Origin of the sequence: Richelia sinica FACHB-800, from assembly GCF_014698825.1 — a bacterium.
Lineage (GTDB): Bacteria > Cyanobacteriota > Cyanobacteriia > Cyanobacteriales > Nostocaceae > FACHB-800.
In genome coordinates this window covers 200,125-226,428 of the sequence record NZ_JACJTT010000001.1, presented here as the reverse complement: position 1 = coordinate 226,428, position 26,304 = coordinate 200,125, and the positions used below count along the sequence as shown (strand labels likewise).

At 39.5% G+C, this 26,304-nt stretch carries 26 protein-coding genes; 10 read left to right on the top strand and 16 right to left on the bottom strand.

What is annotated here, in order from left to right; genetic code table 11:
- Positions 1-19: 19 nt before the first annotated feature.
- Positions 20-793, bottom strand: a complete 774-nt coding sequence (locus H6G73_RS00980; RefSeq protein WP_190601072.1) for an ABC transporter permease — start codon at positions 791-793, stop codon at positions 20-22.
- A 299-nt stretch (positions 794-1,092) separates the two neighbouring features.
- On the opposite strand from H6G73_RS00980, the gene H6G73_RS00975 reads away from it, so the two are divergent.
- Complete coding sequence (locus H6G73_RS00975; protein WP_190601071.1) at positions 1,093-3,033, top strand: FAD-dependent oxidoreductase; 1,941 nt, start codon at positions 1,093-1,095, stop codon at positions 3,031-3,033.
- Positions 3,034-3,133: 100 nt separating this feature from the next.
- The gene (locus H6G73_RS00970; protein ID WP_190601070.1) at positions 3,134-4,708 is read left to right on the top strand and encodes a tetratricopeptide repeat protein; all 1,575 of its coding nucleotides are present in this window, start codon (positions 3,134-3,136) and stop codon (positions 4,706-4,708) included.
- Positions 4,709-4,790: 82 nt separating this feature from the next.
- On the opposite strand, the gene H6G73_RS00965 is transcribed toward H6G73_RS00970, so the two are convergent.
- Entirely contained in the window at positions 4,791-5,627 is an 837-nt protein-coding gene (locus H6G73_RS00965) for a peptidoglycan-binding protein (protein ID WP_190601069.1), read from the bottom strand.
- Between the two features lie 296 nt (positions 5,628-5,923).
- On the opposite strand from H6G73_RS00965, the gene H6G73_RS00960 reads away from it, so the two are divergent.
- A complete protein-coding gene (locus H6G73_RS00960) occupies positions 5,924-8,911 on the top strand; it encodes a two-partner secretion domain-containing protein (RefSeq protein WP_190601068.1) in 2,988 nt (995 codons plus the stop codon).
- A 262-nt stretch (positions 8,912-9,173) separates the two neighbouring features.
- Here the strand turns inward: H6G73_RS00960 and arsC are convergent, their stop codons facing one another.
- From arsC to H6G73_RS00930, 6 genes are all read right to left on the bottom strand, one after another.
- A complete protein-coding gene (gene arsC / locus H6G73_RS00955; RefSeq protein ID WP_190601067.1) occupies positions 9,174-9,566 on the bottom strand; it encodes an arsenate reductase, glutathione/glutaredoxin type in 393 nt (130 codons plus the stop codon).
- A gap of 141 nt (positions 9,567-9,707) precedes the next feature.
- The gene (gene arsB / locus H6G73_RS00950; protein WP_190601066.1) at positions 9,708-10,859 is read right to left on the bottom strand and encodes an ACR3 family arsenite efflux transporter; all 1,152 of its coding nucleotides are present in this window, start codon (positions 10,857-10,859) and stop codon (positions 9,708-9,710) included.
- 29 nt (positions 10,860-10,888) lie between these two features.
- The gene (locus tag H6G73_RS00945; RefSeq protein WP_190601065.1) at positions 10,889-11,950 is read right to left on the bottom strand and encodes a PstS family phosphate ABC transporter substrate-binding protein; all 1,062 of its coding nucleotides are present in this window, start codon (positions 11,948-11,950) and stop codon (positions 10,889-10,891) included.
- A gap of 121 nt (positions 11,951-12,071) precedes the next feature.
- Entirely contained in the window at positions 12,072-12,398 is a 327-nt protein-coding gene (locus tag H6G73_RS00940) for an ArsR/SmtB family transcription factor (protein ID WP_190601064.1), read from the bottom strand.
- A 24-nt stretch (positions 12,399-12,422) separates the two neighbouring features.
- The gene (locus H6G73_RS00935) at positions 12,423-12,836 is read right to left on the bottom strand and encodes a secondary thiamine-phosphate synthase enzyme YjbQ (protein ID WP_190601063.1); all 414 of its coding nucleotides are present in this window, start codon (positions 12,834-12,836) and stop codon (positions 12,423-12,425) included.
- 32 nt (positions 12,837-12,868) lie between these two features.
- Entirely contained in the window at positions 12,869-13,957 is a 1,089-nt protein-coding gene (locus H6G73_RS00930) for a glycosyl transferase (protein ID WP_190601062.1), read from the bottom strand.
- 199 nt (positions 13,958-14,156) lie between these two features.
- On the opposite strand from H6G73_RS00930, the gene H6G73_RS00925 reads away from it, so the two are divergent.
- On the top strand, positions 14,157-15,131 hold the full coding sequence (locus H6G73_RS00925) for a YegS/Rv2252/BmrU family lipid kinase (protein ID WP_190601061.1): 975 nt from the start codon (positions 14,157-14,159) through the stop codon (positions 15,129-15,131).
- A gap of 1 nt (position 15,132) precedes the next feature.
- On the opposite strand, the gene H6G73_RS00920 is transcribed toward H6G73_RS00925, so the two are convergent.
- The 4 genes from H6G73_RS00920 to H6G73_RS00905 form a co-directional block, all read right to left on the bottom strand.
- Positions 15,133-15,507 (bottom strand): hypothetical protein, encoded by a 375-nt coding sequence (locus H6G73_RS00920; RefSeq protein WP_190601060.1) that lies wholly within the window; start codon positions 15,505-15,507, stop codon positions 15,133-15,135.
- Positions 15,508-15,713: 206 nt separating this feature from the next.
- Entirely contained in the window at positions 15,714-16,157 is a 444-nt protein-coding gene (locus H6G73_RS00915; protein WP_242034079.1) for a CAAD domain-containing protein, read from the bottom strand.
- A 236-nt stretch (positions 16,158-16,393) separates the two neighbouring features.
- The gene (locus H6G73_RS00910) at positions 16,394-16,855 is read right to left on the bottom strand and encodes a BON domain-containing protein (RefSeq protein WP_190601059.1); all 462 of its coding nucleotides are present in this window, start codon (positions 16,853-16,855) and stop codon (positions 16,394-16,396) included.
- Positions 16,856-17,191: 336 nt separating this feature from the next.
- Positions 17,192-18,223: a general stress protein gene (locus tag H6G73_RS00905; protein ID WP_190601058.1), complete on the bottom strand. Its 1,032-nt coding sequence runs from the start codon at positions 18,221-18,223 to the stop codon at positions 17,192-17,194.
- Positions 18,224-18,669: 446 nt separating this feature from the next.
- On the opposite strand from H6G73_RS00905, the gene H6G73_RS00900 reads away from it, so the two are divergent.
- The 4 genes from H6G73_RS00900 (at position 18,670) to H6G73_RS00885 (ending at position 20,950) form a co-directional block, all read left to right on the top strand.
- Complete coding sequence (locus H6G73_RS00900; protein WP_190601057.1) at positions 18,670-18,834, top strand: hypothetical protein; 165 nt, start codon at positions 18,670-18,672, stop codon at positions 18,832-18,834.
- Positions 18,835-19,316: 482 nt separating this feature from the next.
- Complete coding sequence (locus tag H6G73_RS00895; protein WP_190601056.1) at positions 19,317-19,820, top strand: DNA recombination-mediator protein A; 504 nt, start codon at positions 19,317-19,319, stop codon at positions 19,818-19,820.
- Positions 19,821-19,956: 136 nt separating this feature from the next.
- A complete protein-coding gene (locus H6G73_RS00890) occupies positions 19,957-20,370 on the top strand; it encodes an MAPEG family protein (protein ID WP_190601055.1) in 414 nt (137 codons plus the stop codon).
- Positions 20,371-20,458: 88 nt separating this feature from the next.
- Positions 20,459-20,950 carry a YajQ family cyclic di-GMP-binding protein gene (locus H6G73_RS00885; RefSeq protein WP_190601054.1) on the top strand — a complete coding sequence of 164 codons (492 nt, stop codon included), beginning with the start codon at positions 20,459-20,461 and terminating at the stop codon, positions 20,948-20,950.
- A 180-nt stretch (positions 20,951-21,130) separates the two neighbouring features.
- Here H6G73_RS00885 and H6G73_RS00880 read toward each other — a convergent pair whose 3' ends face one another.
- Together H6G73_RS00880 and H6G73_RS00875 are read right to left on the bottom strand one after the other, a co-directional pair.
- Positions 21,131-21,688 (bottom strand): glutathione S-transferase family protein, encoded by a 558-nt coding sequence (locus H6G73_RS00880; protein WP_190601053.1) that lies wholly within the window; start codon positions 21,686-21,688, stop codon positions 21,131-21,133.
- 13 nt (positions 21,689-21,701) lie between these two features.
- Entirely contained in the window at positions 21,702-22,166 is a 465-nt protein-coding gene (locus tag H6G73_RS00875; RefSeq protein WP_190601052.1) for a hypothetical protein, read from the bottom strand.
- Between the two features lie 663 nt (positions 22,167-22,829).
- On the opposite strand from H6G73_RS00875, the gene H6G73_RS00870 reads away from it, so the two are divergent.
- Entirely contained in the window at positions 22,830-23,555 is a 726-nt protein-coding gene (locus tag H6G73_RS00870) for a tetratricopeptide repeat protein (protein ID WP_190601051.1), read from the top strand.
- A 336-nt stretch (positions 23,556-23,891) separates the two neighbouring features.
- Here H6G73_RS00870 and H6G73_RS00865 read toward each other — a convergent pair whose 3' ends face one another.
- Complete coding sequence (locus H6G73_RS00865; RefSeq protein WP_190601050.1) at positions 23,892-24,299, bottom strand: slr1601 family putative cell division protein; 408 nt, start codon at positions 24,297-24,299, stop codon at positions 23,892-23,894.
- Positions 24,300-24,636: 337 nt separating this feature from the next.
- Positions 24,637-24,732 (bottom strand): photosystem I reaction center subunit XII, encoded by a 96-nt coding sequence (psaM, locus tag H6G73_RS00860; protein ID WP_190601049.1) that lies wholly within the window; start codon positions 24,730-24,732, stop codon positions 24,637-24,639.
- 228 nt (positions 24,733-24,960) lie between these two features.
- Between psaM and H6G73_RS00855 the strand changes: the two genes are divergently transcribed.
- On the top strand, positions 24,961-26,211 hold the full coding sequence (locus tag H6G73_RS00855; protein WP_190601048.1) for an FGGY-family carbohydrate kinase: 1,251 nt from the start codon (positions 24,961-24,963) through the stop codon (positions 26,209-26,211).
- The last annotated feature ends 93 nt before the right edge of the window (positions 26,212-26,304 follow it).

Genomic DNA, 26,304 nt, shown 5'->3' with positions numbered 1-26,304 from the left:
AATTTTTAAAATTTAATTCCTATAATCTTCTTTCCATCATCAACATCCGTCGATAGGATAACCAACCACAAACAACCATGACTAAAGCAAAGCAAAATAAAAAAGAAAAATGCGATGTAATTTGATCTAATTTATCCCCCTTAGCTGACACAGCTAAAAGTGCTTCATTCATGTGATAAATAGGATTGTATTGGGCAATATCTAAAAGAGTTTTGGGAAACAAGGAAGTAGGCAAAAAAGCACCACCTAAAATCAATAAAGGTACGCCAAAAGCCGCTACTAAAGCGTTAACATCTTCAATGCGTCTAGCTAATTGAGTCCCTAAAATAAATCCTAAACCTACATAAGCTATAATGCTGAGTAAGATAATCAAAATCCCTAGCCAAACTTCTCCTTGGAATTGAGCACCCCAAAAAGCAGCAATTGTATAAACCAAAATAGTTTGACCAATCCCAATACTACTATGGGCTAGAAAAATTCCCAAGAAATAAGATGTCCCACTTAAAGGAGAAATGAATAAGCGTTTTAGCGTTTGTTGTTCTCTTTCTGCCACTACAGTAGACACGCTTCCACCCAAACAGCTAAAGAAAAGTGCAGCACCGACTAGGGTAGAAGGTGCGGCATTTTCAAAGGCTACATCCATAGACAGTTTTGCTCTTTCTGCCAAAATAAAGCCGTTAAGAATTAAAATAGAAATCGGAAATATACTCCAAAATATTAGACTGCGCCGCCGTCGTAATAGTTCAATTAAGATACGCTGAGTAACAGCGATAGTTTCTCGCCAATATTTCATATTTATGAATGAAATTATAAATTTACCTGCTTAGGTCTGAGAGCGCATTAAAAATTTTCATCCCCTCAGATGTAGATCATGCCCAAACATCAAGAGAAAAATATTTTCCGCAAGATTTGATGATAGCTGATGTAGTACCCCAAAAAAATCTCTGATGTTTATGGTAGCAAATTATTAAATAGTATATTACACTGTCAATGTAATATTTACTAAAAATGTGCAGAATAGCAGAAAAAGCTGCGAAATGCAAGTCATGATTGCCCACGATTTGTGATCGTGAAAAGTTGATTGTGTAACCAATGAGCCAAACATTTAATTCACCAGAATCATCTACTATTTCCCGTCGGACACTGCTGAAGTTATTTGGAGTGGGTGCGATAGTTGGGGGGACAGGATATTCTCGCTTTAGTAAACCAAAACCAACTATTTTTCAACCGGATAGTCTTAACTTACCCTTAAATTTAAATACTCCTAAAAGAGTGGTGGTAATTGGTGGGGGTTTAGCTGGTTTAGCTTGTGCTTATGAATTGGTTCAGCGGGGATTTATGGTCACGCTGCTAGAAAAATCTCCCCAACTAGGTGGAAAAATTGCCAGTTGGCAAATTGAGGCAGCAGGTGAAACTTTTCGTATGGAACATGGCTTTCATGGCTTTTTCCCCCAATACTATAATTTGAATAGTTTAGTTTCTGAATTAAATATCAAGGATAATTTTCAATCATTAAACTTCTATTCTGTAGTTTATCGCGATCGCCACTACCAACCAGAAGTCTTTCGTCCCAGTCATTCAGCTTTCCCTTGGAATATCATTGATTTAGCGATCGCATCTCCCAACCGCTTACAATGGGGGATTAATCTCACCAACTTCAAGCATTTGCAAGTATTCCAGGCAATTACAGGCTTTGAGCGCGACAAAAATTATCGTCGTTTTGATCATATCTCTGTGGCTGATTGGGTAGCAACAGAGTTTCCCCAAGGCCTATACGACTTATATTTTCTACCTTTTGCTAAATCGAGTTTAAATGCACCCGATTTAATGAGTGTAGGAGAACTAATGCAGTTCTTCCATTTTTACTTTTTTGGCAACCCCGAAGGACTAGCTTTTAATGGTACGAAAGATGATATGGGGACAAGTTTAGTTCAACCCATTGTTGCATCTATTCAAAAACAAGGTAGTCAAGTTTTTACTGATGTGACAGTGAGTGAAATTATTGCCAACCAAAACAAAATTGAAAAAGTTAAATATTTTGTTGGTAGTAATGATAATTCAGTACCTTTTTGGGTAAAGCAGAACTCGGTTGTTAAGGATGAAAAAATAGCATATTTTGGCGCAGTAGATGAAGTTTTTGCTGTAGCAGCTAACAGCAACGAAGCCATTTCTCTCACTTGTACCCATCAAGGTTGCACTGTCCACAAAGCCGCAGATGGTCAGTTTCATTGCCCTTGTCACGGTGCTGTATTTACAGCAGAAGGAAAGGTAGTTAAAGGCCCAGCCCAACGGGATTTAGCTAAATTTAAGGTAGTGAAAAAACAGGATGAGCAATTGCAATTATTAGCTAAAAATCCCGAAGCATCTTCACCACAGGAAATTGCTGCTGATTACTATGTAATGGCCACCGATGTTCCTGGAGTTCAACAACTTTTCCACCGAATTAATGGGGATGTCAACCCCACAGTGCGATCGCAAATTGCTAAATTGAATATAGCTGACCCCTTTGCTGTGTGTCGGTTCTGGTTTGACCGGGATTTTACCTGGTCCCATAGCAATTTTACTTCTCTATCTGGCTATCAACTTACTGATAGTATTACCCTGTATCACCGCATCCAAACTCAATTTATTGAATGGTCACAAAAAACAGGTGGTAGTGTTGTCGAATTACATGCCTATTGTTACAAAGAAAAGGAATTCCCCACCCAGGAAGCCTTGTTAACCACCTTTGAACAAGAACTCTATGAAATTGTTCCAGAATTGAGAGAAGCGAAGGTATTACATCGAGAATTGGTTAATCAACACAACTTTTCTGGATATCCACCCAATAGTTACGCAGACCGTCCAGAAACCAGCACCGAGGTCAATAACTTGGTATTTGCCGGAGATTGGGTAAAAATGCCCTTTCCTTGTGGCTTAATGGAAAGAGCCGTCAGTAGTGGACTACTAGCTGCTAATGAAATTTTACATCGGGAAGGACTACAAAGGCGATCGCTTCTTTCCGTTAATCCGGAAGGACTATTGCAAATTTAGCTGACTGGGTGTCAAGGTTGAGAAAACCTACACCCTGTTTACTCCCAGCGGATTTTTGCCTAAAATAAGTGTATACCCAGACTCGCAGAATTAATTATACATGGACTGGATCACCTTGCTGCGATCGCTACAGTCTGACTTTATTCAACGCTTAACCAATGGTTGTTTACTTCATTGTCAAACGGAAGGACAACATAGTGAATTAACAATTATTTCCGGAGAAAGATTAAAAACCCTACGAGATTTTTGCTGGCAAATGGCAGAAAAATATAAGCGTACCTCTACAGTACGTGATGTATTTGTGAGCAATCTCAAAGGTAAACTGGGAGAAGAAGTAGTCAAAGAACGTCTAGGCAACTTGATTACAGAAATCGATTATGAAAAACGTTGGGGAGGAGACGGTAAAGTAGACTTTACCCTCACAGCTAACCCCACCATTGGTGTAGAAGTCAAATCTCGACACGGTACAATTAATCAAGTCCGATGGTCAGTCAGTGCAGAAGAAGTCGAAAAAAATGCCGTAGTTGTTTGTATTTTAATTCAAGAAGAAGTAAACGAAGCCCAATCTCAATATCACCTCTTTTTAGCTGGGTTTCTACCTACCCAAATGATTAAACTCAAAACAGGCAGAATTTCCTTTGGTATTCATCAATTATTGTATGGTGGTGGCTTATTTCCCTATTTAGATAATTTGCTCAATCCTCATAATATCAATCAACCATTACCAAGAAATTTAGATAAACCAATATCAATTAAACCTCATCTTGATTTACTGCCAGAACCAAATTTCATCACACCAGTGGCACAGCGAGGTGATCAATATTTACAAACAGGAGATTATTTAGCCGCTATTAATAGCTATAACCAAGCTTTACTCAATGAGCATAACTATGATACCTACTACAAATTAGGTTTAGTTTATTATCAACTGGGTGATTATACAAATGCTTGTAGTAACTATACTCAGGCTATTAACTTAAATATTTATGACGCTAAAATTTATCACCACCGAGGATTAGCTTGTTATCAATTGAATAATTATCAGTCTGCCATAGAAGATTATACCCAAGCAATTAGAATTAATCCCCATGTAGCTATTTTTTATAAAAACCGTGCCGATGCTTATTATCAAATAGGCAATATTCAAGCAGCAATTGAAGATTACACCCAAGCTTTGAAAATTAACCCTCATTATGCTGTTACTCAAAAAAATCGCGGCTTACCTTCCTCACTCCTAGAACCCCAAAATAAATTAGTCCAGTTAATGAAAATTGCCCCTGACGATGCCCTTGGTTATAAACATCGAGGCAATCAACGTTTTGATTTAGGTGACTATGAAGGGGCAATTGCCGATTACACACAAGCCATTACCATTAATTCTGATGATTTAGAAGCTTATTATAACCGTGGTAATGTCTATGCTGACTTAGGAAAATATCCAGAAGCAATTCAAGATTATACCCAAGCCATTCAACTAAATTATCACTATGCGGATGCCTATTATAATCGTGGTAACGCTAGGCTGGAAATGGGAGATAAAGAAAAAGCCATAGAAGACTTTAACAAAGCCGCAGATTTATACTGGCAAAATGGCAAACTTGCAGAACATCAAGAAACCAAAGCTAGAATTTTGGATTTGGAAATAGAAGCATCATTAGATATTTTAAATTTTTAAAACTTGATTATAACCATTGTCGAGAGGTTGTATGCAACCTCTCTATTATTATTTTGCTTTTGCCTCAAATGATGCCAGCGAGTTAGGTAATACCTAATAATCTCCGAGTTTGCGGCCCAACCACACCATCTGGACTTAAGCCTTTTTGATCTTGGAATTTCTCTACTGCTGACTCGGTAGCTGCATCATAGGTGCTATTAATTTGGGATTCCTCCAGAAAACCTGCATTTACTAATGCTTGCTGAACTTTGCGAACATCTTCACCTTGCAAAGGTGGAGTTGTCAATTTCAACAATCTCGCTGTGGCAAAACCTTCTGCTGGACACCTATCTAATCTTGCTGCTGTTTGTGCCCCAAATTGACCATCTACCGTAATTTGGTCACTAGGATTGTTTTTATTCCAAAGCTGCTGAAAAGCTTTTACCCCAATATCACCAATATCATCTCTAACACCACTACCCCTATAGGTGAAATGAACTTCATCACCCCTACCAAACCAATCCCAACCCTCATTTTCTAAAGCAGACATCCAACCTTGAAAATCAGGTGTATCCAAGGCTAAACCATCTTCATGATTACTCAAACCTGGTCTAGCGGCCCTTGGTGGGGCACATTGACCACCTAATTCATACCAACTACGTAGCAAATGCTGTTGAGCAACTGTACGATAAGCTGAATTGATTCGTAGTGTTCCCCCTTTTGTCCTAATAGCACGACGCAGGGCTTCTTTGGCCGCAGGTTGGAGAAAAGGATTGACTGCTGAACTAGCAGCACTGATATTCAAATCATCAAAATTAACTAGAACATTAGGAATCAGCAGATTCATTTCTGCAATAATTTGTAAGCTGAGACCTCTGACAATAGAAGTGCTACAAGAACCATTAGAGCGATTAATAATAACTTCTTTAACTGTGGGCATAGAGATTATTTATATTGAAGGTGTGCAAACATGTGATTTGACACCTAATCTTTCATATAGTTTTAGTAGAGTCAAGACAATCGATGTAATTTTTTATTACGTAAATTCTCAGTAGGGCAGATATGACAGCCGCATTCATTTCCGGAACAGTATCAGCATTCTGGTTGAAACCACAATACTGGTAATACCCAAAATTACCGTTCATGAGGTCATATTATTTGTGACAAAACTTATCACATTGTCATCCCCTAGATATACAATTATTTTCAGTAATTATCAATCCTGTACTGTAATCAATGTTCATATTATGGCAGTGGAAGCAACTAGTGCAACTGCAAATAGCAATTAGCTTAGTCACAACTGGAATCATAGTTAATTCTCATAGCAGCTTTGCCCAACTTAAACCAGATCAGACATTAGGACTAGAAAATTCAGTTGTTAAACCCATTGACGAACTCAAAGATGGTATCGAAAAGGGTGCAATTAGAGGTACAAATTTATTTCATAGTTTCCAAGAATTTAATATTGGTGCTGGGAGAAGCGTTTATTTTGCCAATCCTGTGGGCATAAAAAATATTTTAACTCGTGTCACTGGTAGTAATGTTTCTAATATTTTAGGGACATTAGGAGTTAATGGAACAGCCAACTTATTTTTAATCAATCCTCATGGTATTTACTTTGGTCAAAATGCCAAATTAGACATTCAAGGTTCTTTTATTGCCACAACTGCGGATAGTATTCAATTAGGTAAATATGGTTTATTTAGTGCCACTAATCCAGAAAATAGTAACTTGTTAACAATATCTCCCAATGCACTATTTTTTAATCAATTAATTAATCAAAAAAACAGAGATATTCAAATTGAAAACTCAGAAATCGAGGTTAATCACGGTAAAACCTTAGCTTTCATCGGGGGTAATCTAAAAATAGATAATGCCAATTTAATTGCTCCTGGTGGGCGAGTTGAATTAGGTGGTATTTTAGGGACAGGAACAGTAGAAATAAATAGTGAAAATAGTAATCTCAAATTTATTTTTCCCCAGAGTACGCCTAGAGGTGATGTTATCTTAAGCAATCAATCCCTTGTTAATGTCAGGGCTGGTAACAGGGGAGATATTGCCATTCATGCCAGAAAGTTGCAGAGCCAAGACAGTATAATGCGTGCAGGTATCGCTGCAAATCAAGGTTCAGTTAACTCACAGGCAGGGAATATAGATATTCATGCTACAGAATCTGTCACCTTGGATGAAAGCCAGATTTTGAATACAGTTCGTCCTAGAGGTGTAGGAAACAGTGGTCATATCACCATCACAACAGGTTCTCTCTCATTGCTTGGTGGTAGCGAACTCAATACCAGTACCTTTGGACAAGGAAATAGTGGGAATATCATGATTCAAACCAGTGGGCCTATCTCCTTAGCAGGTGTAGATGCGAGCGGTGAACTTTCCAGTGCTATCGTTACTAATGTAGGAGACACAGGGGTAGGAGAGGGAGGCAGCATTGATATTTCCGCTAAGTCTCTTACTTTAAATGATGGGGCAGAAATATCTGCTAGTACCAAGGGAAAAGGAAATGCTGGCGATATCACCCTGAAAATCAAGGATTCCATCTTGTTAGATGAACAAATGAGTCAGAACTGGTCTAGCTTCATCCACAGTGATGTAGAGAAAGGCGCTGTAGGTGACGGAGGGAGTATTTTCATCACAGCAGAGTCTTTGTTTCTTGCTAATGAGGCTTTACTCAGTGCGGCAACTGGAGGACGGGGAAATTCTGGTGATATCACTATTGATGTGAAAACACTATCCTTAGATGGATTATTCACTGCCATCATTGTTGGTGTGGGTTCAAATCCTCAAGGTGTACGGGGGATAGGTAATGGTGGAAACATCAAAATCATCGCTGATAGAGTATCGTTGAGCAATGGTGCGCTCATACAGCTGTCTACCTCTGGTCAGGGGGCTGTTGGTGCGCTCGAACTGACTGCGAGAACTCTGTCTTTAACTGATGGTTCAGAAATTCAAGGTAGTACATTTGGTTCTGGTACAGGGGGTAATATTACCTTAAATGTTTCCGAGGCTATAAATTTGTCTGGTTTTGGCGTATATGGTGCTTCTAGTGGTGTATTAAGTGGCACAAGAGAAGGCTCTCAGGGTACTGGTGGGAATATTACGGTGAATACTTCTGCGCTGCAAATAACAGATGGGGCGGTAATTAGTGGTAGAACGAGAAGTTCCAAGCCAGGCGGTAATATTACAATCAACACCAATACCCTGAAAATTCTGGAAGGTGGGCAAATCCTGGCAGCTGCCTATAGTAGTGGCAAAGCTGGAAATATCATTATCAACGCCAGAGAAGGCATAATGATTTCAGGGAGCGATCGCACCTTTGATGCTCGACTAGCTCAGTTTGGCAAACCTACAGTAGATCCCATAAGCTCAGTTAGTGGTATTGCTGTTAACAGTATAGGTAGTGCTGAAGGTGGAAAGATTTTTCTCCAAGCTGGCAATCTCCAACTAAATCATCAGGGTTTTATCACTGCGGAAACCGCATCTAATCAAGGTGGGGATATTAGTCTCAATCTTCAAAATTTATTATTAATGCGAAATAATAGTCGGATTACTGCCAGTGCTGGAACCAACAAAGCTGGAGGAGACGGCGGCAATATCAATATTAATGCACCTTTAATAGTTGCTTTTCCTGATGAAAATAGTGATATTACTGCCAATGCTTTTCAAGGTAGGGGTGGCAATATCAATATCACAACCGATGAAATATTTGGTTTAGAATTTCGTCCTCAACCAACATCTCAAAGCGACATCACCGCATCTTCTGAATTGGGTGTGACTGGTAATGTGCAAATCACCACTCCTAATGTCAACACTACATCTGGGTTAGTGGAGTTACCAAATACTCTAGTTGATGCAGAATCATTGGTAGCCAGAAACGTTTGTGATGTGGCTGCAATTAAAGAAAATTCCTTTGTGATTACAGGAAAGGGCGGTTTACCTGCTGATGCTCAGGATTTAATTGCTAATGCACCCAGTTTAGTTGAGTGGTTCAATCGTTCAGATGTGGAAAATAAAAGTCCCGTAGTTGTGAAGCAACGACCAAAAAGTGAAGATAATTCGCACCAATTGAGCCAAAGAGGAATTCAACAAGCACAAGGTTGGATAGTCACAACTAATGGAAACGTGATTTTAACATCAGCAGCGCCAAGGACAGGGTTACAAACACCAAACTTTATTCCTTCCAGTTGTAGTGTTTCCGCTAGAGGATATAGATAATTACGCTACAACCCTATTAATAACCTTATCTTCCTTTCATTGAGAGAATTGGTTTAATATCAATTCTCCAAAAGCAACCAACACATTAACTACAACTAAAACTTAGACACAAAAAGGCTTTTAGCACTGCCACCCCTACGGGGTGCACCAGCGCGGTCTTGGGGGTTTCCCCCATGAGCGACTGGCTTACCTGTCCCCTGCTATACATCCTGGATGCGTTGGAAGAGCGATCGCACAAAGATTCATACCACAATTTTCCCAACTACGTCAGTGATTTAATTAGCGCAGTTACACGTTCCTTAATTTCATCTCGGACTCTAGGAAAAATTTCTGGTTGTTCAGCTGGGTCATCTAATTGCCAATCTTCAAAGACTTCCCGCATTACCCACTCTGGTGGCAAATTTACACCACAACCACACAAAGAAATTACCACGTCAAAGTCTTCAGCATTAAAATCACTCAAAGCTTTAGAAGTTTGATTTGTAATATCAATGCCAATTTCTTGCATAGTCGCAATTGCTTCTGGTCTGACAAAACTGGCTTCTAAACCAGAACTAATCACTTCAATCTTTCCTTTACCAAGGTTTGTGGCAAAGCCTTCTGCCATTTGAGAACGAGCAGAATTTTTCTTACAAACAAACATCACACGTTTCATGGTTCGACTCCTCTTGTTTATAGGAATAAATTAAAATGATGCCAAATTCAGTATTTGGCAAATGAAGACAAGATTAACTAGAAGATTATTGAGTCCAATGACTATTACTTGCCATATCTTGTAATTCCTAGAATTGTGCGATTATTTATAGGCACTAAGACACCGTGGATCTGGCAATGTAGCTTTTTCTGGTTCCCTGGGAAACCAAGCTGCTGTGCGCTTACAAAACTCAACCAACATCAACATCACTGGTACTTCAATTAAAACCCCAACCACTGTGGCCAGTGCTGCACCTGAATTTAAGCCAAATAGCATGACGGCAGTGGCAATAGCAACTTCAAAATGATTGCTAGCTCCAATTAATGCTGCGGGTGCGGAATCTTCGTAGGATAAATTCAGCTTTAATGCGGCTACATAACTAATCAAAAAAATGAAATTAGTCTGAATAAATAGCGGTACGGCAATTAACAAGATATGCAAGGGATTATTAACAATTAGTTCTCCCTTAAATGCAAATAGTAGTACCAGTGTGAGCAAGAGAGCAGTAATAGCAACTGGAGTCAGATAATTTAAAAAGCGTCTTTCAAACCACTCTCTACCTTTATATTTAAAAATCCAGTATCGGCTATACATTCCTGCGGCTAACGGTAAACCAACATAAATCAATACTGACAAAACAATAGTTTGCCAAGGCACTGTTAAATCATTAGCTGCTAATAACCACCTCCCCAACGGTGCATATAAAAATAGCATCGTTAAAGAATTTACAGCCACCATGATTAAAGTATGTCCTTGGTTACCGTAGGAAAGGTATCCCCACAATAAAACCATCGCTGTGCAAGGTGCAATTCCTAACAAAATCGTGCCAGCAATGTAAGAATTCGCTAGTGTCACTTCGTTACCGCGAATCAACTCAGTTCCACTAATTAAAGGACGAAATAACCATCCTAAGAAAAACTGAGCAAATATCACCATGGTGAATGGTTTAATTAACCAATTCACTACTAACGTGAGAATCACGGGTTTGGGAGCGCGGATAGCATTTGCTGCTTGTGTAAAGTCAATTTTCACCATGATGGGATACATCATGAAAAACAAACATATTGCAATAGGAATCGACACTTGATACACACTCATAGCATCAAGAGCCACAGCTATACCGGGAAATAATCTACCTAAAGCAATTCCTACAAAAATGCACAGAAATACCCAAATAGTCAGGTATTTTTCAAAAAAACTCAGACTGCTTCCTGCTTGTATGCGGGATGTTTTAGATTGGGAACTATTACTCATGAAAATGAACCTGCAATGAAAATAAATAGCTAAAATTTGGCTTCTTTGCGTAACAATTCACCGATGGTTAAATTCATCTCGGCTTTGCCATCAAATACTGTTCCTACTTTGCCTTTGTACATATGAATATAATTGAGTCTATACCCATCTTCTGGTAAAGGTATATATCCTACAGCACTAACTGCTTGTGGTGCTTTTTGAATGTAAAAATCAGTAAATTTGTAGAGTATTCCTCTGCTTGAGAGAGACTGAGGATTGACGTAAATAAACAGAGGACGAGACAGTGGTTGATACTGGGCCTTTTCTACTGTTTTCCGTGAGGGTAATACTGCTCCACGTCCGTTATCTATAGAGAGTGCTTTTAACTTATCTTGATGTTTTTCATAATAGGCATAGCCAAAGTATCCCAAAGCATTTTGGTCTTTGCTTACCCCACCAACTAATACCTCATCATCTTCACTAGCTGTGTAGTCATTGCGCGAAGCTCTGGCTTTACCTACAACAGCTTCTGTAAAGTAATCAAAAGTACCAGATTTTTTACCTGCACCATATAAAATTAGAGGACGATCTGGCCAAGATGGACGGACTTGATTCCATCGGGTAATTTTCCCTTGGGCAGCAGGTTCCCAAATCTTTTTCAATTCTGCTAGTGTGATATCTTTTGCCCAGTTATTTTGGGGATTAACAACGACTGTTAAAGCATCAAAGGCAATGGGAAGCTCTATGTAGCCCACTCCATTTTTCTTACAAGTTTCCATTTCTGCCAGTAAAATCGGTCGAGAAGCGTTATTAATCTCTGTTTTTCCAGTGCAAAATTTTTCAAATCCACCTGTTGTACCAGAAATTTTTACGTCAACCTGCAATTTATTATTATTGGGGTCTGCCTGAAACTCTTGGGCAATTGCTTGGGTAATTGGATGTACCGTACTCGAACCATCAATTCTAATTGTTGTTTCGGTTTTTACTTTCCTACTAACTTCAATGATTTTTTCAGACTGCTGACTTTGAGTAGACGTGGAGCCATTGGCACAACTGCTGGCTATAGTTAGGATTCCCAACGCGAGAGCTATTTTCTTAATCGCTATTTTCATCAAACTCTCCATTGCGTATTTTGGCTAAATTTAGTTCCTCCTCATTTCAATAAAACTTGATATATATGTCTATGTCAAGACTGACACACAAAAATTCATCAAAAAAAATTGATATGTAATTTCAGGGATGATCGCAAGAACTGGAAAACCTGATTTGGGATGTACGTCGAAAATCCGCTAAATATTGTTCTAAAGCCACAAACTGCACCAAATTCAGGCTGTAATAAATCCAACGTCCTTCTTGACGCGATCTAACTAAACCAGCTTCTTTGAGAGTTTTCAGGTGAAAAGATAATTTCGACTGAGTTACGCCTAAAACCTGGCACAAGTCACAAACACACAGTTCTTTGTCTCGTAATAGGTCTAATACCTGAAGTCGTAATGGTTCAGAAAGAGCATGGAAGCCAGCAACTATACTATCGTTTGTGAGCGTATAAATAGAATTCATCAATTTTTATTGAAATATATAGTGTTAAGCAGAGATATGAACTACTAATTCTCTTGTATGACTACGTTGACGATGTTCCCAAACATAGATGCCTTGCCAAGTTCCTAAGACTAAATGACCATTATTAATAGGAATATGCTCAGAAGTATGTGTTAAAACACTACGAATGTGTCCGGGCATATCATCTGGCCCTTCAGCATCATGAATATAATAATTACCTTCAGGAACTAATTTAGCCATAAAGTTTGCTAAGTCTGTCAATACATCAGGGTCAGCATTTTCTTGGATAACTAAACTAGCGGAGGTGTGACGCAAAAATAAGGTGCAAAGACCTGTTTTCACTCCTGATTCTGCTACTATGGCTTCGACTTTGGATGTGATGTTGTGAAATGACTTACCAGTGGTGGAAATTCTCAATAGTTTTTGATAGTGTGTCATCAGCAATTTGATGTGATTGATTCAGTGTCTGCTTATAAAGAATTGCTCTGGAAATAATTTATCACTGCTTCAGCAATTGTGTGATTTCCATCCTTAGCGATGGGTTCGGTTTGTTGGGGTGGTTGGGGTGAATGATGAAGAAAATCCCAATTTCCTTGAAAAAACTCTGCTGGGGTGATGATTTGATGATGGTTGTAATTCTGAATTCCGGCAATGAGAAAAGGCGCTTCTGCAAAGTCATCACGGGGGATGGTGACGATGGGTGTTCCCAACCTTGTGGCTTCTGCAAATGTTCCATAACCAGGTTTGGAAACTATTCTCCCACAAATGGGCATGAAATCAACTGGACGATATTGACGGTTAGTAATTTTGACGATGTTGGCTAAATCTGGTGTTGAGGTATCAAAGGTGATAAATTGCCAATCAGCAAAGTGTCTGAGATTTTCATAGGGTATTTGCTGCAAACCCAAACCCCCGAAGGTGAGTAGGATGGTTTTCTCTGGAGGTTTAGTTATTCCCCAAGTGGTGCGTAATTCGTCAGGAGAGAAGCGGGGAGTGCCGCCTGTTAACCCTACATCTGTTATATTAGGGAAAGCTGACATAGGTTCAGCAAAGGGAAAACGAAACAAGCGATCGCACTGACTATACCAATTACTAATCCAATCAGCTATTTCTGTAAATTCCTCTCCCCAATTGCGGTAAATAAAATCCCAACCAAAATTACTCACCATCCAACAGGGAATATTGGCAGCTTGAGCAAATCCCGCAGCTAAAAAGGGAATGTCGGCTAAAATTAAATTCACCCGATTTTGGCGAATAAAGTTTACTTCTGACGCAATTAAAGAATTTTGATTTTTTTGAATTTTCCTCAACTTGTCTATAGTTGCACCTTTATCCATATTCAAGCTATCGGTTTGAACTACACCTAAATCAAAGGCCCGTGGACGGTGAATAAAATCTCCTTCTATATATGACTCTAGTAACCAACGGGGGGCAGTAGTTACTAAGATTAACAATACATCTGGGCACAATTTTTGAATCGTGGCTGCGATGGAAGCAGTGCGCGTCCCATGACCAAAACCATGATTTGTAATTGCTATATATAAAATTGGACGTTCCATAATTGACTTGTCAATTGAAAATTCATTCACTGTTGTCCAGTTTAAACCTATCCCTAGAGAGAAGCGAAAAAATCTGACTTAGATTATAAATATAAAATTCACCTGTGATGTAGCTGATTTTTATCATCCCAATACAGTTATTTTTAGATTGCTAAGTAAAAAATAATATCAAAATAACTAAAACGAAAATTGAATTATTATGAATCGTTCCGCTTGCTTAATTTTTAATCCAGTTGCAGGTCAGGGAAACTCAGAATTAGAACTAGAAGAAATTCGGGCAATTTTACAGCCAGAAATTGATTTAGAAATTTATCTCACTACTGAAGAAGTTGATGCAGATGAACTTGCCCATACAGCGGTGAAAAGGGGGGTAGATGCAGTCCTAGCGTCTGGGGGTGATGGTACTATTTCCGCAGTAGCCGCAGCCCTGATTAATACAGAAATACCCTTGGGAATTATAGCCAGAGGCACAGCAAATGCCTTTGCCACTGCATTAGGTATTCCTGATACCATTGCTGATGCTTGTAGAACAATATTGCAAGGCACTACAAGGACTGTAGATGTTGGTAGCTGTAATGGTCAGCCAATGGTTTTATTAGCAGGGATTGGTTTTGAGGCAGAAACCATAGAACAAGCTGACCGAGAAGCAAAAAATCGATTGGGAATCATTGCCTATCTTTTGGCTGGTATTCGGGAGTTGAGAAATTTGCAGTATTTTGATGTGGAAATCGAAACCCAGGATAAGGTAGTAAAAACAACCGCAGCAGCCGTGACAGTGGCAAATGCCGCACCCCCGACTTCTGTTTTAGCCCAAGGCCCAGCAGGGATTATTGTTGATGATGGATTATTAGATTTAACGATTGTAGCACCAGCAAGTAAGGCAGGAGCGATCGCTGCTACGTTCCATTTATTTCAAACAGCTTCTACAGGGAATCCCGCTGAACGGGACGACATTGGCTATCTTCGCGCTAACCAATTTAAAATTCACACTGACCCACCCCAAAAAGTTGTTTTAGATGGAGAAATAATTGGTACTACTCCTATAGAGATTCAATGTATTCCCTCTGGTTTGAGGGTATTTGTACCACTAATTGAGGAAAATAAACCCACAGAAAAATTAGCAGGATTGCCAAATTTAACTGTGGAAATAAAAAATGCCCCTGAGAGTAATTAAACTAAACTATTCCCTGTCCTTTGCCTCTAATATCGTCAATTTCTGTTAATTGACCAGTTTTATCCTCATTCACTTCTTCTATTTCTTCAGCACGGTTAGCAACATCTACTGCTGCTTCTTCTCTAGCATCTCCTGGCACTTCAAAGTACATTTCTGGTTCCACAGCATAATTGTTCAATAAACCTTCTTTATCTACAGTGTAACCATCGGTAGTGCGGATACTTTCTGCATTAGTTTGGTCATCAGTCAAGGCATTCGGTTGATTTTCTTCTCCCGGAAGGTGTTTATATTTATCCCCTTCTCTTTCTTTGCGTGCTGCTGTTTCGGCGGGAATGATTCCCCGATCATAAGTATCTATATTGGCTTGATTAGACATATTACCAGTTTCCTACAATTAGTGATTAAATAACCTCAATAACTAGATTATGCGCTTTTTTTCTATCAATAAACTATCTAAAGAATTGCATTTTTATAAAAAAGCCTGTATGTTTCTTGCTAAAGATATATAAAAAAATAAGGTGGGATACACCCACCTTTAATAGCTGTTAATAATTAAGTTAAACTACAAATCTCAGGAAATCACTAACCCAAAGTTTGTTGTTTTAACCAGCTAAATTTATCCACTAGTTCTCGACGGTTCTCAGATTTAAGAAGATACCGGAAACTAAACCAAATCGCATAACCCAAGCCAATCATCTCAAAAGTTGGCTCTAGCAGGGGAATACTATTCACAGCACTGAGCAATGCCAGAACTACTCTGACAGTAATCAGTGCGGACAGAATTAGAAAAAAGGTCAATAGCGCCTGCTTGTTGTTATTAAAAAGGCCACCTATGTAATCAGGCAACTTATCTAAGAAATCTGTAATCTGCCCGAAAATTTGCTGCCATTGAGATTCAGGTGCAGTAGCTGGAGGCAGCTTTGGCAAGTTTGCTGTTTCTACGCCGTCAAGGTCTAAAATACCTTGCTGTGAACCTGAATTAACTGATACTGTTTGCTGTTCTTGAGGTTCCATAATGTTTGTCATTCGGCAAGGACAACAGTTTTGTGAAGTTACTGGACGTAAATAAATATATCAGTCTAGACTCAAAATTCCTATAGGAATCCTCAATCAAGTGTGAAAAATCCCAAGCTTCTTGATTGATAAAGCTTTTATTCATGGTTGACTGAGCACAGTTATGTTTTTCCTAGAGGTAAATTATCCTGCGGATGGTAAATTCGAGACTGAGAATAGGATTTTGGCTATGTTAATTGGCAATTGTATTAGCTTTTGGGTTGAGCAATAGAAGCTTTAACAATTACATTTCTTACGCCTTTAATTTCTTTGGCTAAGGGTTCAATTTTTGCCAATTGCTCCTGATTATTCACAGTTCCTAAAACTGTAACATCACCATTATCTGTAGCATTAACTGTTAGTTGTCCATCAGGAATGTTAGCCTCTAATTTCGAGCGCACTTCACTAGCTAAGTCTGTAGATGCTCTGGTGGTACTACCACCATCATTATTATTACGCTCTTCACGAGCACGAATATCTGAATTTAGTTGTCTTCTGCGAACATCACTTTGAGCATCTGATTGGGCTGCTTCTCTGGTTCGTACATCTGGATTTACGGCTGTGTTATCTTGAGAGTTAGGCGCAGAGGTAGTGGTTTTAGATGGATTTTCACAGGCAACTGTACCTACAAGTAACACAGAAGTAATTAAGAATAGTTTTAGCTTGTTCATGGATTTCAGTTGAAGAAATAAGAGTTTTATATCTATAAAAAAGCGGCAAACATTATTTATGGTGTGTCGAGATAAAAAATCTACTTTCTTTCTTAGTAAATATTTAAAAAATTTTTGGCGACAATTCGATGAGATTGGTATCAATATGTGAGCAGAAAAAATTGTAAATTCCAGTAAATTTCTTCTAGGTGTATGAGGGTGGGTATTTTGCCCACCCTATAAATATTGATTATTGATTAATTTTGATGATCAATTGATGAAATAATTAGCTTGAGAAAGTTGAGAACCTGCTGTAATTGTAACTTTTACTCCTAGACCAATGATTGAAGATTAAAGTTAAACCACACCTTCTCGTCGGTCAATAATCACTACAGAAGGTTCATTCGTGTAGTTGGTGGGAACTGTTTCTGTGGTTCTAACTGGTGTCTCCAGGGTAGGACTACCTACATCGTGACCATCCAATAGAGCAAAGTCATGAATTCCTGAGCGTTTGAGGATAGTTTCTGCTTGATTAATTTCTGCTTGTGTGCCACTGACGATGACAATATAGTCACCTAGATGGATGCGCTGATGATAGAATTGACTACGTTGATCAGGAAGACCTAAAGTGATGGGGTCAAAGCGATCGCTCACATGAACTCCCGCAAAACTACTTCTCTGGGGCCGTTCCCGATGAATTAAGGAAATTTGACTCAAGGGAAAACCGACATTTCGTAATTCATTAATTGCTGCTTCCGCATCAGGTAAGAGGGAAAAGTAACCAATTGCATGTCTGTGATGGTTGACATCAGAGTGAACAACATCACTAGCTACATGTTGGGTTCGTGGAGCATCATAAACCTCAAATTCCTCAATTCCCCGACGATGAAGAATCCCTTGCGCTCTCTCAATTTCTGCTTCTGTGCCATCAATAATTACTAAATAATCTCCTCGTTGAACTCGTTCGTTATAAACTCTCGCTCTTTCTTCTGGAATTCCCAAACCAATTAAAGCTCCAATTAACCCACCTGCGGCTGCACCTATACCCGCACCAGCAAGGGTTGTAGCTAGAGCAGTTGCTGTTGCACCTGCCAACATAATTGGCCCCACTCCCGGAATAGCCAAACTGCCTAAACCAATTAATAAGCCTGTTAAACCACCCAGTGCACCACCAGAAACTGCACCAACTTTCGCTCCTTCATCGGCTTTATTGCCAACCTTTTCCTTGACTTCAGTTCCTGCTAAATCTCGCTTATGATTTGCGTCTTTGGCAATCACAGAAACTCTTTCCATCGGGAAGCCTGAAGTTTTTAATTCCTGCAATGCTTGTTCAGCATTCCTATGATGGGGAAATACCCCTACCGCACGTCTACGTACATCGATAACCATTTTTGTATTCCCCCACTAAATACCAAGATAATTCCAAATTTATTCAAGCCAATAATTTAATTACTGCGCTTTTTTCTGGTACTTTCATCAATCAGTTGGAATAGGTTTTCTATCTATCATGTGGTAGAGGAATTGCCAATTAAATATTTTCATGAGGTGGGCAAAATTGCCATATACCAGCGTGTCTACAATTAATATTGATTTTTATAAAGTAAAAATACTGAAAGTGAATATAAGTAAATAATGGTAAAACTAAAGAAAAATATTGATCAACAGAGCATACCAGGCTAAAACAGCAGTAAATCTACGAATTGTGATGAAGATCACAAGCTTGTTATATTGAAGTCACTGGCTGTTAACTAAATGATCGCCTAAATTTAAATTAGATAAACCGTCAAATAAAGCAGTATTCGGTGATGAGTGAATGATTTTACGGGGGTAAACCGATGTTAGAAAAATTATTACTAGCCTCATTCCTAACATTTAGCTTGAGTTTATTTGCAGAAATAGGTTGGTCTACTTCCAACAATACTTCTGTAAAAACCCCCAGTGCTCATCATCCAGTTTTCGTCTTGACACAAAATCAGCAAGATAGCCAGACCAATCCATAAATTTCCGTTTGGTATTCAGCTATCAAGATTGATCAAGGGAAAAATCATTAGGGTTTTTCCACATGATATAAATTACGACTTTCACTTATTGTCTACTGGACTTTAAGTATAATTTAGTACCGAATATTTAGGATTGGCCATCGAAGAGATGCTCTAGGGAAACATCTCTAAACAACTGATTTGCTGCCACCTGCTATGTAATTAATCAGCTAAACTACATCTCGGTTGCATAACACACTTGTGGACTAGACCAAACAGCTTGACCTAATTATGCAACTCCCAGGTGTAAGAGCAAAAGTGTTGTCACATCTGTACATTCAAAAAGTAGAGAAATCAGATGTGCAGGTAATATTGCTAATAGGAATTAGGCAAAATGCAGAATTTGAGTAAGAATCTGTAGCAATATGTAACTCTAGTTAGCATCGTATCTACACACTCTCTGATAGAATATCTGGGTTGTTTAATCTGAATTATCTCCATCTTTGAGCCAGTCAATAGACACAATTAACCTCGATACATTAGCGCAAGAGCTGGCGACAATCCAACAAACTGGTTCCAAACGAATCGCTTTGTTGGGTTCCCGTCATGTGCCAATTACGCATCAGAATCTCATTGAAATGATGACATACGCCCTAGTTTTAGCGGGTAATCGCATCATTACCTCTGGTGCTACAGGAACCAACTCAGCCGCTATTAAAGGCGCAACAAGGGCAGATCCGAACTTGCTGACGGTGATTTTGCCCCAAAGCTTGGAACGCCAGCCCTATGAATCGCGCCAGCAATTAGAGCAAGTGATGCATTTGGTAGAAAATCCCAGCAATGATAACCTTTCCTTAGCTGAGGCTAGTTACCTGTGTAACAAAGAGATTGTTTCCCGTTGTCAGCAGTTGATTTGCTTTGCTTTTCACGATAGTCGGACTCTACTGCAAACCTGTGGAGAGGCTGAAGAACAAAGAAAAGTGGTAACACTATTCTATTTTGACTAAAGTGAAAAAGACTCCCTGCGTACCTAATGATCAACATGGGAAACTCTCAATGGGTAAAGGGTAAAAAGATTCTCAATTACCCCTTACCCTTTACCAATCATAAATTCAAAAATATTAACTTTACGGACTTAGGTTGATGTCGCTTTTGCAACTCTCTACACCTGAGATTTTTTTGTACGCGATCGCTGCTGCTGCCATACTTATCTATGTACCCTTTTTGGTGGTAGGTTATGCCAGAGCGCAAGTAGGATACGATACCGCTGCTCCTCGTGCGATGTTTGATAAATTGCCTGACTATGGAAAAAGAGCCACTTGGGCCCACCAAAACAGCTTTGAGGCATTTATGATTTTTGCCGCTGCCGCTATGATGGCCTATGTCACTGGTGTGAATTCTCCCTTTGGGGCATTGGCAGCGATCGCTTTTGTTGTCTCTAGATTGCTATACTCTACATTCTATATTCTGAATATTCCTGTTTTGCGTTCTCTGATGTTTGCCATCGGCTCCCTTAGCTCTGGTACTCTCTTCTACCTCAGCATCATCCATATTTAAGGGTAGGAACGGGTATCAAGAAATAATATAGTTTCACCTGTCGCCCATTTTCAGTCACAAATTAAACATCTGTAATTCACGACTTGCTATGGCTTCTACATATTCTTTTGATATTGTGAGCGATTTTGACAGACAAGAATTAGTCAACGCAGTTGATCAAGTTTTGCGTGAGGTTAAAAGCCGCTACGACCTCAAAGATACCCAAACCTCTGTGGAATTAGGAGAAGAAACCATTACCATTGCCACTGATAGCGAATTTACCTTAGATACTGTTAATAACATTTTGCGAGAAAAAGCCGCCAAGCGTAATCTCTCTCAAAAAATCTTTGATTTTGGTAAAGCTGAATCAGCTAGTGGTAATCGTGTTCGTCAAGAAGTCAAACTGAAAAAAGGCATCAGCCAAGATATCGCTAAACAAATTTCTAAATTAATTCGCGACGAATTTAAAAAAGTACAAGCTTCTATTCAAGGTGATGCTGTGCGTGTTTCTGCTAAAGCTAAAGACGATTTACAAACTGTAATTCAAAGGTTAAAACAGGAAGATTTTCCTGTAGCTTTACAGTTCACAAATTATCGTTAGTTTTTTCAGAGAAAACAAAAGCATATCTTGGTTATCTTTTCTTCTCGTTAAAACTAAATCTTTCAGCACATAAAAATATCAAAAATAGGGGCAGTTAATTAAATGTCCCTATTTTTATATCAGAAACAATTGTAGAGAAGTTCCGCCGGAACTTCTCTACAATCATTGAACTCAAGTTAATTAACCACGATTAGCAATGCTTTTTTGAAAAGCAGGACGCTCAGAAATTTGCTGAATATATTTCACTACGGCCGGATAAGCACTCAAGTCTAATTTCAGCATGATGGGAATATAACCAAGAATTGAGCCTACTGCCACATCAGCAACTGTAAATTCATTGCCTGTAATGAACGGTTGTCTGTCAAAAATTTCATTGAGGGGAGTTAATAAGCGAGGCATTTCCCGCTCCCGATTGCTCTCTACAAAAATCCCTGTAGCTAGGGTGGAATTAGCAAATAATACCCATTGAGTAAATATTGCTCTTTCTTCTGTGGTTAGAGGCTTTTGACCATATTTCTCTGTCAAATAAAGTAAAATTGCCCCAGATTCCCATAGTTGAAAATCACCATCAACAATTGCCGGGACTTTTCCTATGGGGTTGATTTTCAGAAATTCGGGTTGACGATGTTCACCTGCCTGCATGTCTAGGAGAACAAATTCATAGGGAATATTTAATTCCTCTAAATACCATTTGATTAGTGATGCACGGCTAAAAGCGCCACCATAAAGTTTCAACATGATTACCTCTGAATTAAAGGACTTTGTGTGTGTAAGCGTGTTGTTTAACGTTGTCTTCTTTCGTGACAACTCTAGTGGCATTGAGCAGCCGTTTACGTTCTAAAGAATAATTCAGATCGGTTTTAGTTGTACCTAAAGGAATCAGAGATTGGGCTACTTCGCGACGTTTGTATGTACGTGCAGCCGCAATTACTCTTAATACAAAGTCCTCTCCAAACTGGGTTGACTCTGGAAACCCTTCTGGTAATAGGGGTTGTTCACCGTCCAGTACAGACCCTAAAGTTGTGGCTTGAGCCAATTTGTAGGAGGTAGGAATGCCTTTTAAGATGGCTTCTAGGGCAGCTGAAGGAATAGGTTCAATTACATCAATTTGATGCAATTCTCCCTCTTCTTTAACAAAGCAAGTAGCCAAACCCAGGACAATGTAGTCATCTGCGGTGAGGTCAGCCGCGTTGGGGTAGGAAGTTGTTTTTGTCATGAGCAATTTAATAGGTGATATTTGATAGGTGACAGGTAAAAGCGAATAGCTGACAGTATTGATTTCTTTGCCTTATTCTGTGCATCCTTCTCCCTTTCGCTCTTACTTATTTCCAAGCTTGTTGGCATTCTATCAACTGTTGCTCTCACTTAAGAAAGTATGAAGGATTGGGAAAAAAGGCGAAAATGCCTAGAAAGTATGAAGGATAGGGGATTTCATCTTTGATGTTTAGTTATATCAGTAAGCAGATTTGGTGCGGGGTATTGTACACATGGGGTAATGCACTCCTTCAACGTTCTTATCTCTTACTGCATTCTTGATGGACGGGGAAGTACCCCTCATCCTTCATACTGTACACTTCATACTTTGAATTTTTACTGTTTCTGGAATTGAACTTAGGTATGAAGTATACATTATTAGGTTTGAGGCTTAATTGTGTTAGTGAGTAATTTTTACTTGCTAAAGCAAGGATAAACTCTAGAGAAATCAAGGGTGCCGCAAGGTGGAGGATGGGTGAATTGGAGTTTATGCGTTTGGGGAGCACAAAGAAAGAATGTAGGTAATGGTGTTGTGAATGGGTGGCTCAAACCACCACAGGTACAGATTCCAGGCTCTAGTCAGTAGCATTTATTTTTACACAGCCAGTGTTTGAGGCAGTAAAACATGGATAATCACCCTTTTTTAACTTCTGGTCGTCAACAATATCCCTTTTGTCAGTCTGAGGGTAAAAAAACTTTGTCTACAAGAACTCTGGGAGTCAACCCAGGGGGAGAATATAGATTAGAGGACAGTTCTTTACGTTCTTTGGCACTGAAGTTAGCCCAACAAGGAGAATATCGAGAAGCGATCGCTCTTTTAACTGAATTAATTAATCGTCATCCTGACAGTGCAGTTGATTACAACAACCGAGGACTGATTTACTTCCAAAGTGGTGATGGTCAAAAAGCGGTGCGTGACTATAACACTGCCATTGCCATCAATCCTAAGCTGGCTAGCGCCTACAATAACCGTGCTAATTACTATGCAGCCTGTGGAGAATTAACTGTAGCATTAGCTGATTATGACCAAGCATTGGATTTAAATCCTAGTCATGTCCGCGCTTGGATTAATCGTGGCATTACTTTGCGCGATTTAGGTCAATATGCAGAAGCCATAGAAAATTTTGAGATTGTACTGCTGTTTGGTCAACTAAAAGGTCACATTTGGGCTGAACGTGGCCGGACTTATCATCTGTGGGGTGACTGGAATTGTGCGATCGCTGATTACCAACGCGCTCTCACACAATTACCATTTTTCCACAACAATCAAGATGTTTCTGGCTATCGCTTGCGTTTACAACTAGAAAACTGGTTAAACGAATTACTGCATCCTCAGCAGACTGATTGGTAAGCCTTCAACTCCATCATCAAAATTTAATTAAATTTCTTTAAACTTTGAATATAGAGTCAAGTGACGTTCTTGTAGCGACATTGTTGTACCGATGCGCTAATAGATAATAAACTGATAACTCTTCCATAATTATTTTTTAACTATTAGCTGTTGTCACGGCTACCAATTTATCTTCTTTTGATACAGCATGTAGACAAGGCAGTTAGGACATTAACTAAAGCTAAAACTTGGATACCAAAGGCTTTTAGCACTGTCACCTGCGATGCACTGAGCGTAGTCGAGTTGTCGCCTGTCACCTACTATACATAGACAGGGCAAATATTAATACTATTCGCTTCAGGGTGTTGATGCTGATTGTTTTTCTGTCTGGTCTTCGTTCGTTAACACAATTTGCCGTTGATTAGGGTCTAAACGGTATGATTGCTGCTGCATAATGCTTTTGGTTTGGCTGGGGTCAAAATTACGGCTAAATTCCGTTTGTAAGTTATTGACCCGTGCTTCCATCACTTTTACTTCCGTGCGGATTTCCCGCAGCTTGTCTTGTTGTGACCAGTGATAAGGTAAAAGTTGAACTAGGCCAGAGACGGCTGCTGCACCAACCAGTAAATTAACAGTAATTTTGGCTGTTGTTTCTACTGCCAAAACTTTATAAGCGCGTTGACGCAGATGTTTTTTTGGTCTGCTAACGGCTCTAGGTTGTTCTAGTGGCTGTAGCGGGGGTCTGCTCGGTTCAAATGCGTTCATGATACTAAAAAGAGCCTCGCTGGAGTAGGTTAAGTACCGTCAATAGCACATAGGTGCTAATTGGCGCATGAGTTAGCTGCGATCTTACTTCATTTTTGGAAAATTTAAATAGATGGTCAATGACATCAGTGGTGTAAATAGGTAAGACTTAACCCATGACAGATGACAGTATTGATTTCTGCCCTTCAAACTATATTTCCCCTGTTGTCCCAAAAAAATAACCTGGCATCCAGAGTGGATGTTTCCCAGGATGGGATGGTTTACCATCTTTTGCCTATGGAAATAACTCTCTGTCATGCCAGGATTATCAGTCTTCTAACCGTGTCACATCTTGCTGTTATTTGTAAAGTTCTGTAGCTAACCGCCAAGCCAGAAGTCCTGGGATCAGAGCTACAACCATAGCGATGTACACTTGAGTATCTGAGATAGTCATAGTGGAAACCCTCCTAAGGTGGGATTAGACTTTGAACACTTCGTTTACTACTTTTCACTGTTTTGCCAAGATTGGGGAATATCTTGTTACAAGATGCAACAAAAACAGTGTTTGAGTGCTACGGATTTGTGCTTTTTATTCATACAACTTTACATCTCCATTGCACATCACAATCTGCTGAAGGGTTGATTTTCTCTATATTTCTTAATTTTTTATTTTGAATTGTTTATGTCTTTGTTTTTGGGTGTTGATTTTGGGACTTCTGGCGCTAGGGCAGTGGTGATTGATGAGGAGGGAGTTATTTTGGCGCAAATGCGTCATCCTTGGCAAAATGGCGCTGATTGGTTAATTTGTTGGCAGGAGGCTTTGTGGAGCTTATTAGCCCAGATTCCGGGTCAATTGCGGTCAGGAATTGATGCGATCGCGATTAATGGTACTTCTTCTACTATCCTCCTCACCGATAGTGCTGGCCGTCCTGTGGATTTTCCCCTTTTGTACAACGACCCACGGGGTGGGACAATGTTGGAATTCTTAAAGACTGCTGCCCCACCTAAACATACTGTATTAAGTGCTACTTCTAGCCTAGCAAAATTGCTATGGATGGAGGGTTTACCAAATTTTCCCCAAGCTAAATATTTACTGCACCAAGCTGATTGGCTAGCTTTTTTGCTCCATGGTCAGTTAGGTATTAGTGATTACCATAATGCCCTAAAATTGGGCTACGATGTAGAACAATTGTGTTATCCCCAATGGCTAGAACAGTTACAAATTCCCATTCAGTTACCAACTGTTTTGGCCCCAGGAGCACCCATCGGCGAGTTGCAACCAGAAATTGCCTCTAAATTTGGCTTACGTCGTGATTGTGTCGTCTGTGCAGGAACAACAGATAGTATTGCGGCTTTTTTAGCCAGTGGGGCAAAATTGCCAGGGGAAGCGGTGACTTCTTTGGGTTCCACCTTGGTACTGAAACTGTTAAGTCGTACCCGTGTTGAAGATGCGCGATATGGAATTTATAGTCATCGGTTGGGGGACTTATGGCTGACTGGTGGTGCTTCTAATACTGGTGGTGCAGTGCTAAGAAAATTTTTTACCGATGAAGAATTACGCCAATTGAGTCAGGAAATAGATCCAGCGCAAGCTAGTAATTTAGATTATTATCCCTTGTTGACACCAGGCGATCGCTTTCCCATTAATGATCCCCACCTGCCACCAAAACTTGATCCCCATCCCGACACACCCAGAGAATTTTTACATGGCTTATTAGAAAGTATGGCCAGAATCGAAGCCCAAGGCTATGAATTATTGCAGCAACTTGGTGCAGATCAACTCACCCATGTGTACACAGCGGGTGGTGGTGCTGCTAATTCTACCTGGACAGCTATTCGCACTAAATATTTAAAAGTCCCTGTGGTTCCCTCAGTTCAGACTGAAGCAGCCTATGGAACAGCCTTGTTAGCCAGGGGATATCATTTGTATTGACAAGACCTCTGGTGGTAATGGATGTAGAGACGTTGTATACAACGTCTCTACAGGGGTTGTTGAAAACCCATATTTCATTTTCGCCAGATGTCT

Excerpts from the sequence above, each read along its gene's own strand:
- H6G73_RS00980 (WP_190601072.1), bottom strand. The coding sequence starts at position 793 with ATGAAATATTGGCGAGAAACTATCGCTGTTACTCAGCGTATCTTAATT.
- H6G73_RS00975 (WP_190601071.1), top strand. The coding sequence starts at position 1,093 with ATGAGCCAAACATTTAATTCACCAGAATCATCTACTATTTCCCGTCGG.
- H6G73_RS00970 (WP_190601070.1), top strand. The coding sequence starts at position 3,134 with ATGGACTGGATCACCTTGCTGCGATCGCTACAGTCTGACTTTATTCAA.
- H6G73_RS00965 (WP_190601069.1), bottom strand. The coding sequence starts at position 5,627 with ATGCCCACAGTTAAAGAAGTTATTATTAATCGCTCTAATGGTTCTTGT.
- H6G73_RS00960 (WP_190601068.1), top strand. The coding sequence starts at position 5,924 with ATGTTCATATTATGGCAGTGGAAGCAACTAGTGCAACTGCAAATAGCA.
- arsC (WP_190601067.1), bottom strand. The coding sequence starts at position 9,566 with ATGAAACGTGTGATGTTTGTTTGTAAGAAAAATTCTGCTCGTTCTCAA.
- arsB (WP_190601066.1), bottom strand. The coding sequence starts at position 10,859 with ATGAGTAATAGTTCCCAATCTAAAACATCCCGCATACAAGCAGGAAGC.
- H6G73_RS00945 (WP_190601065.1), bottom strand. The coding sequence starts at position 11,950 with ATGAAAATAGCGATTAAGAAAATAGCTCTCGCGTTGGGAATCCTAACT.
- H6G73_RS00940 (WP_190601064.1), bottom strand. The coding sequence starts at position 12,398 with ATGAATTCTATTTATACGCTCACAAACGATAGTATAGTTGCTGGCTTC.
- H6G73_RS00935 (WP_190601063.1), bottom strand. The coding sequence starts at position 12,836 with ATGACACACTATCAAAAACTATTGAGAATTTCCACCACTGGTAAGTCA.
- H6G73_RS00930 (WP_190601062.1), bottom strand. The coding sequence starts at position 13,957 with ATGGAACGTCCAATTTTATATATAGCAATTACAAATCATGGTTTTGGT.
- H6G73_RS00925 (WP_190601061.1), top strand. The coding sequence starts at position 14,157 with ATGAATCGTTCCGCTTGCTTAATTTTTAATCCAGTTGCAGGTCAGGGA.
- H6G73_RS00920 (WP_190601060.1), bottom strand. The coding sequence starts at position 15,507 with ATGTCTAATCAAGCCAATATAGATACTTATGATCGGGGAATCATTCCC.
- H6G73_RS00915 (WP_242034079.1), bottom strand. The coding sequence starts at position 16,157 with ATGACAAACATTATGGAACCTCAAGAACAGCAAACAGTATCAGTTAAT.
- H6G73_RS00910 (WP_190601059.1), bottom strand. The coding sequence starts at position 16,855 with ATGAACAAGCTAAAACTATTCTTAATTACTTCTGTGTTACTTGTAGGT.
- H6G73_RS00905 (WP_190601058.1), bottom strand. The coding sequence starts at position 18,223 with ATGGTTATCGATGTACGTAGACGTGCGGTAGGGGTATTTCCCCATCAT.
- H6G73_RS00900 (WP_190601057.1), top strand. The coding sequence starts at position 18,670 with ATGTTAGAAAAATTATTACTAGCCTCATTCCTAACATTTAGCTTGAGT.
- H6G73_RS00890 (WP_190601055.1), top strand. The coding sequence starts at position 19,957 with ATGTCGCTTTTGCAACTCTCTACACCTGAGATTTTTTTGTACGCGATC.
- H6G73_RS00885 (WP_190601054.1), top strand. The coding sequence starts at position 20,459 with ATGGCTTCTACATATTCTTTTGATATTGTGAGCGATTTTGACAGACAA.
- H6G73_RS00880 (WP_190601053.1), bottom strand. The coding sequence starts at position 21,688 with ATGTTGAAACTTTATGGTGGCGCTTTTAGCCGTGCATCACTAATCAAA.
- H6G73_RS00875 (WP_190601052.1), bottom strand. The coding sequence starts at position 22,166 with ATGACAAAAACAACTTCCTACCCCAACGCGGCTGACCTCACCGCAGAT.
- H6G73_RS00870 (WP_190601051.1), top strand. The coding sequence starts at position 22,830 with ATGGATAATCACCCTTTTTTAACTTCTGGTCGTCAACAATATCCCTTT.
- H6G73_RS00865 (WP_190601050.1), bottom strand. The coding sequence starts at position 24,299 with ATGAACGCATTTGAACCGAGCAGACCCCCGCTACAGCCACTAGAACAA.
- psaM (WP_190601049.1), bottom strand. The coding sequence starts at position 24,732 with ATGACTATCTCAGATACTCAAGTGTACATCGCTATGGTTGTAGCTCTG.
- H6G73_RS00855 (WP_190601048.1), top strand. The coding sequence starts at position 24,961 with ATGTCTTTGTTTTTGGGTGTTGATTTTGGGACTTCTGGCGCTAGGGCA.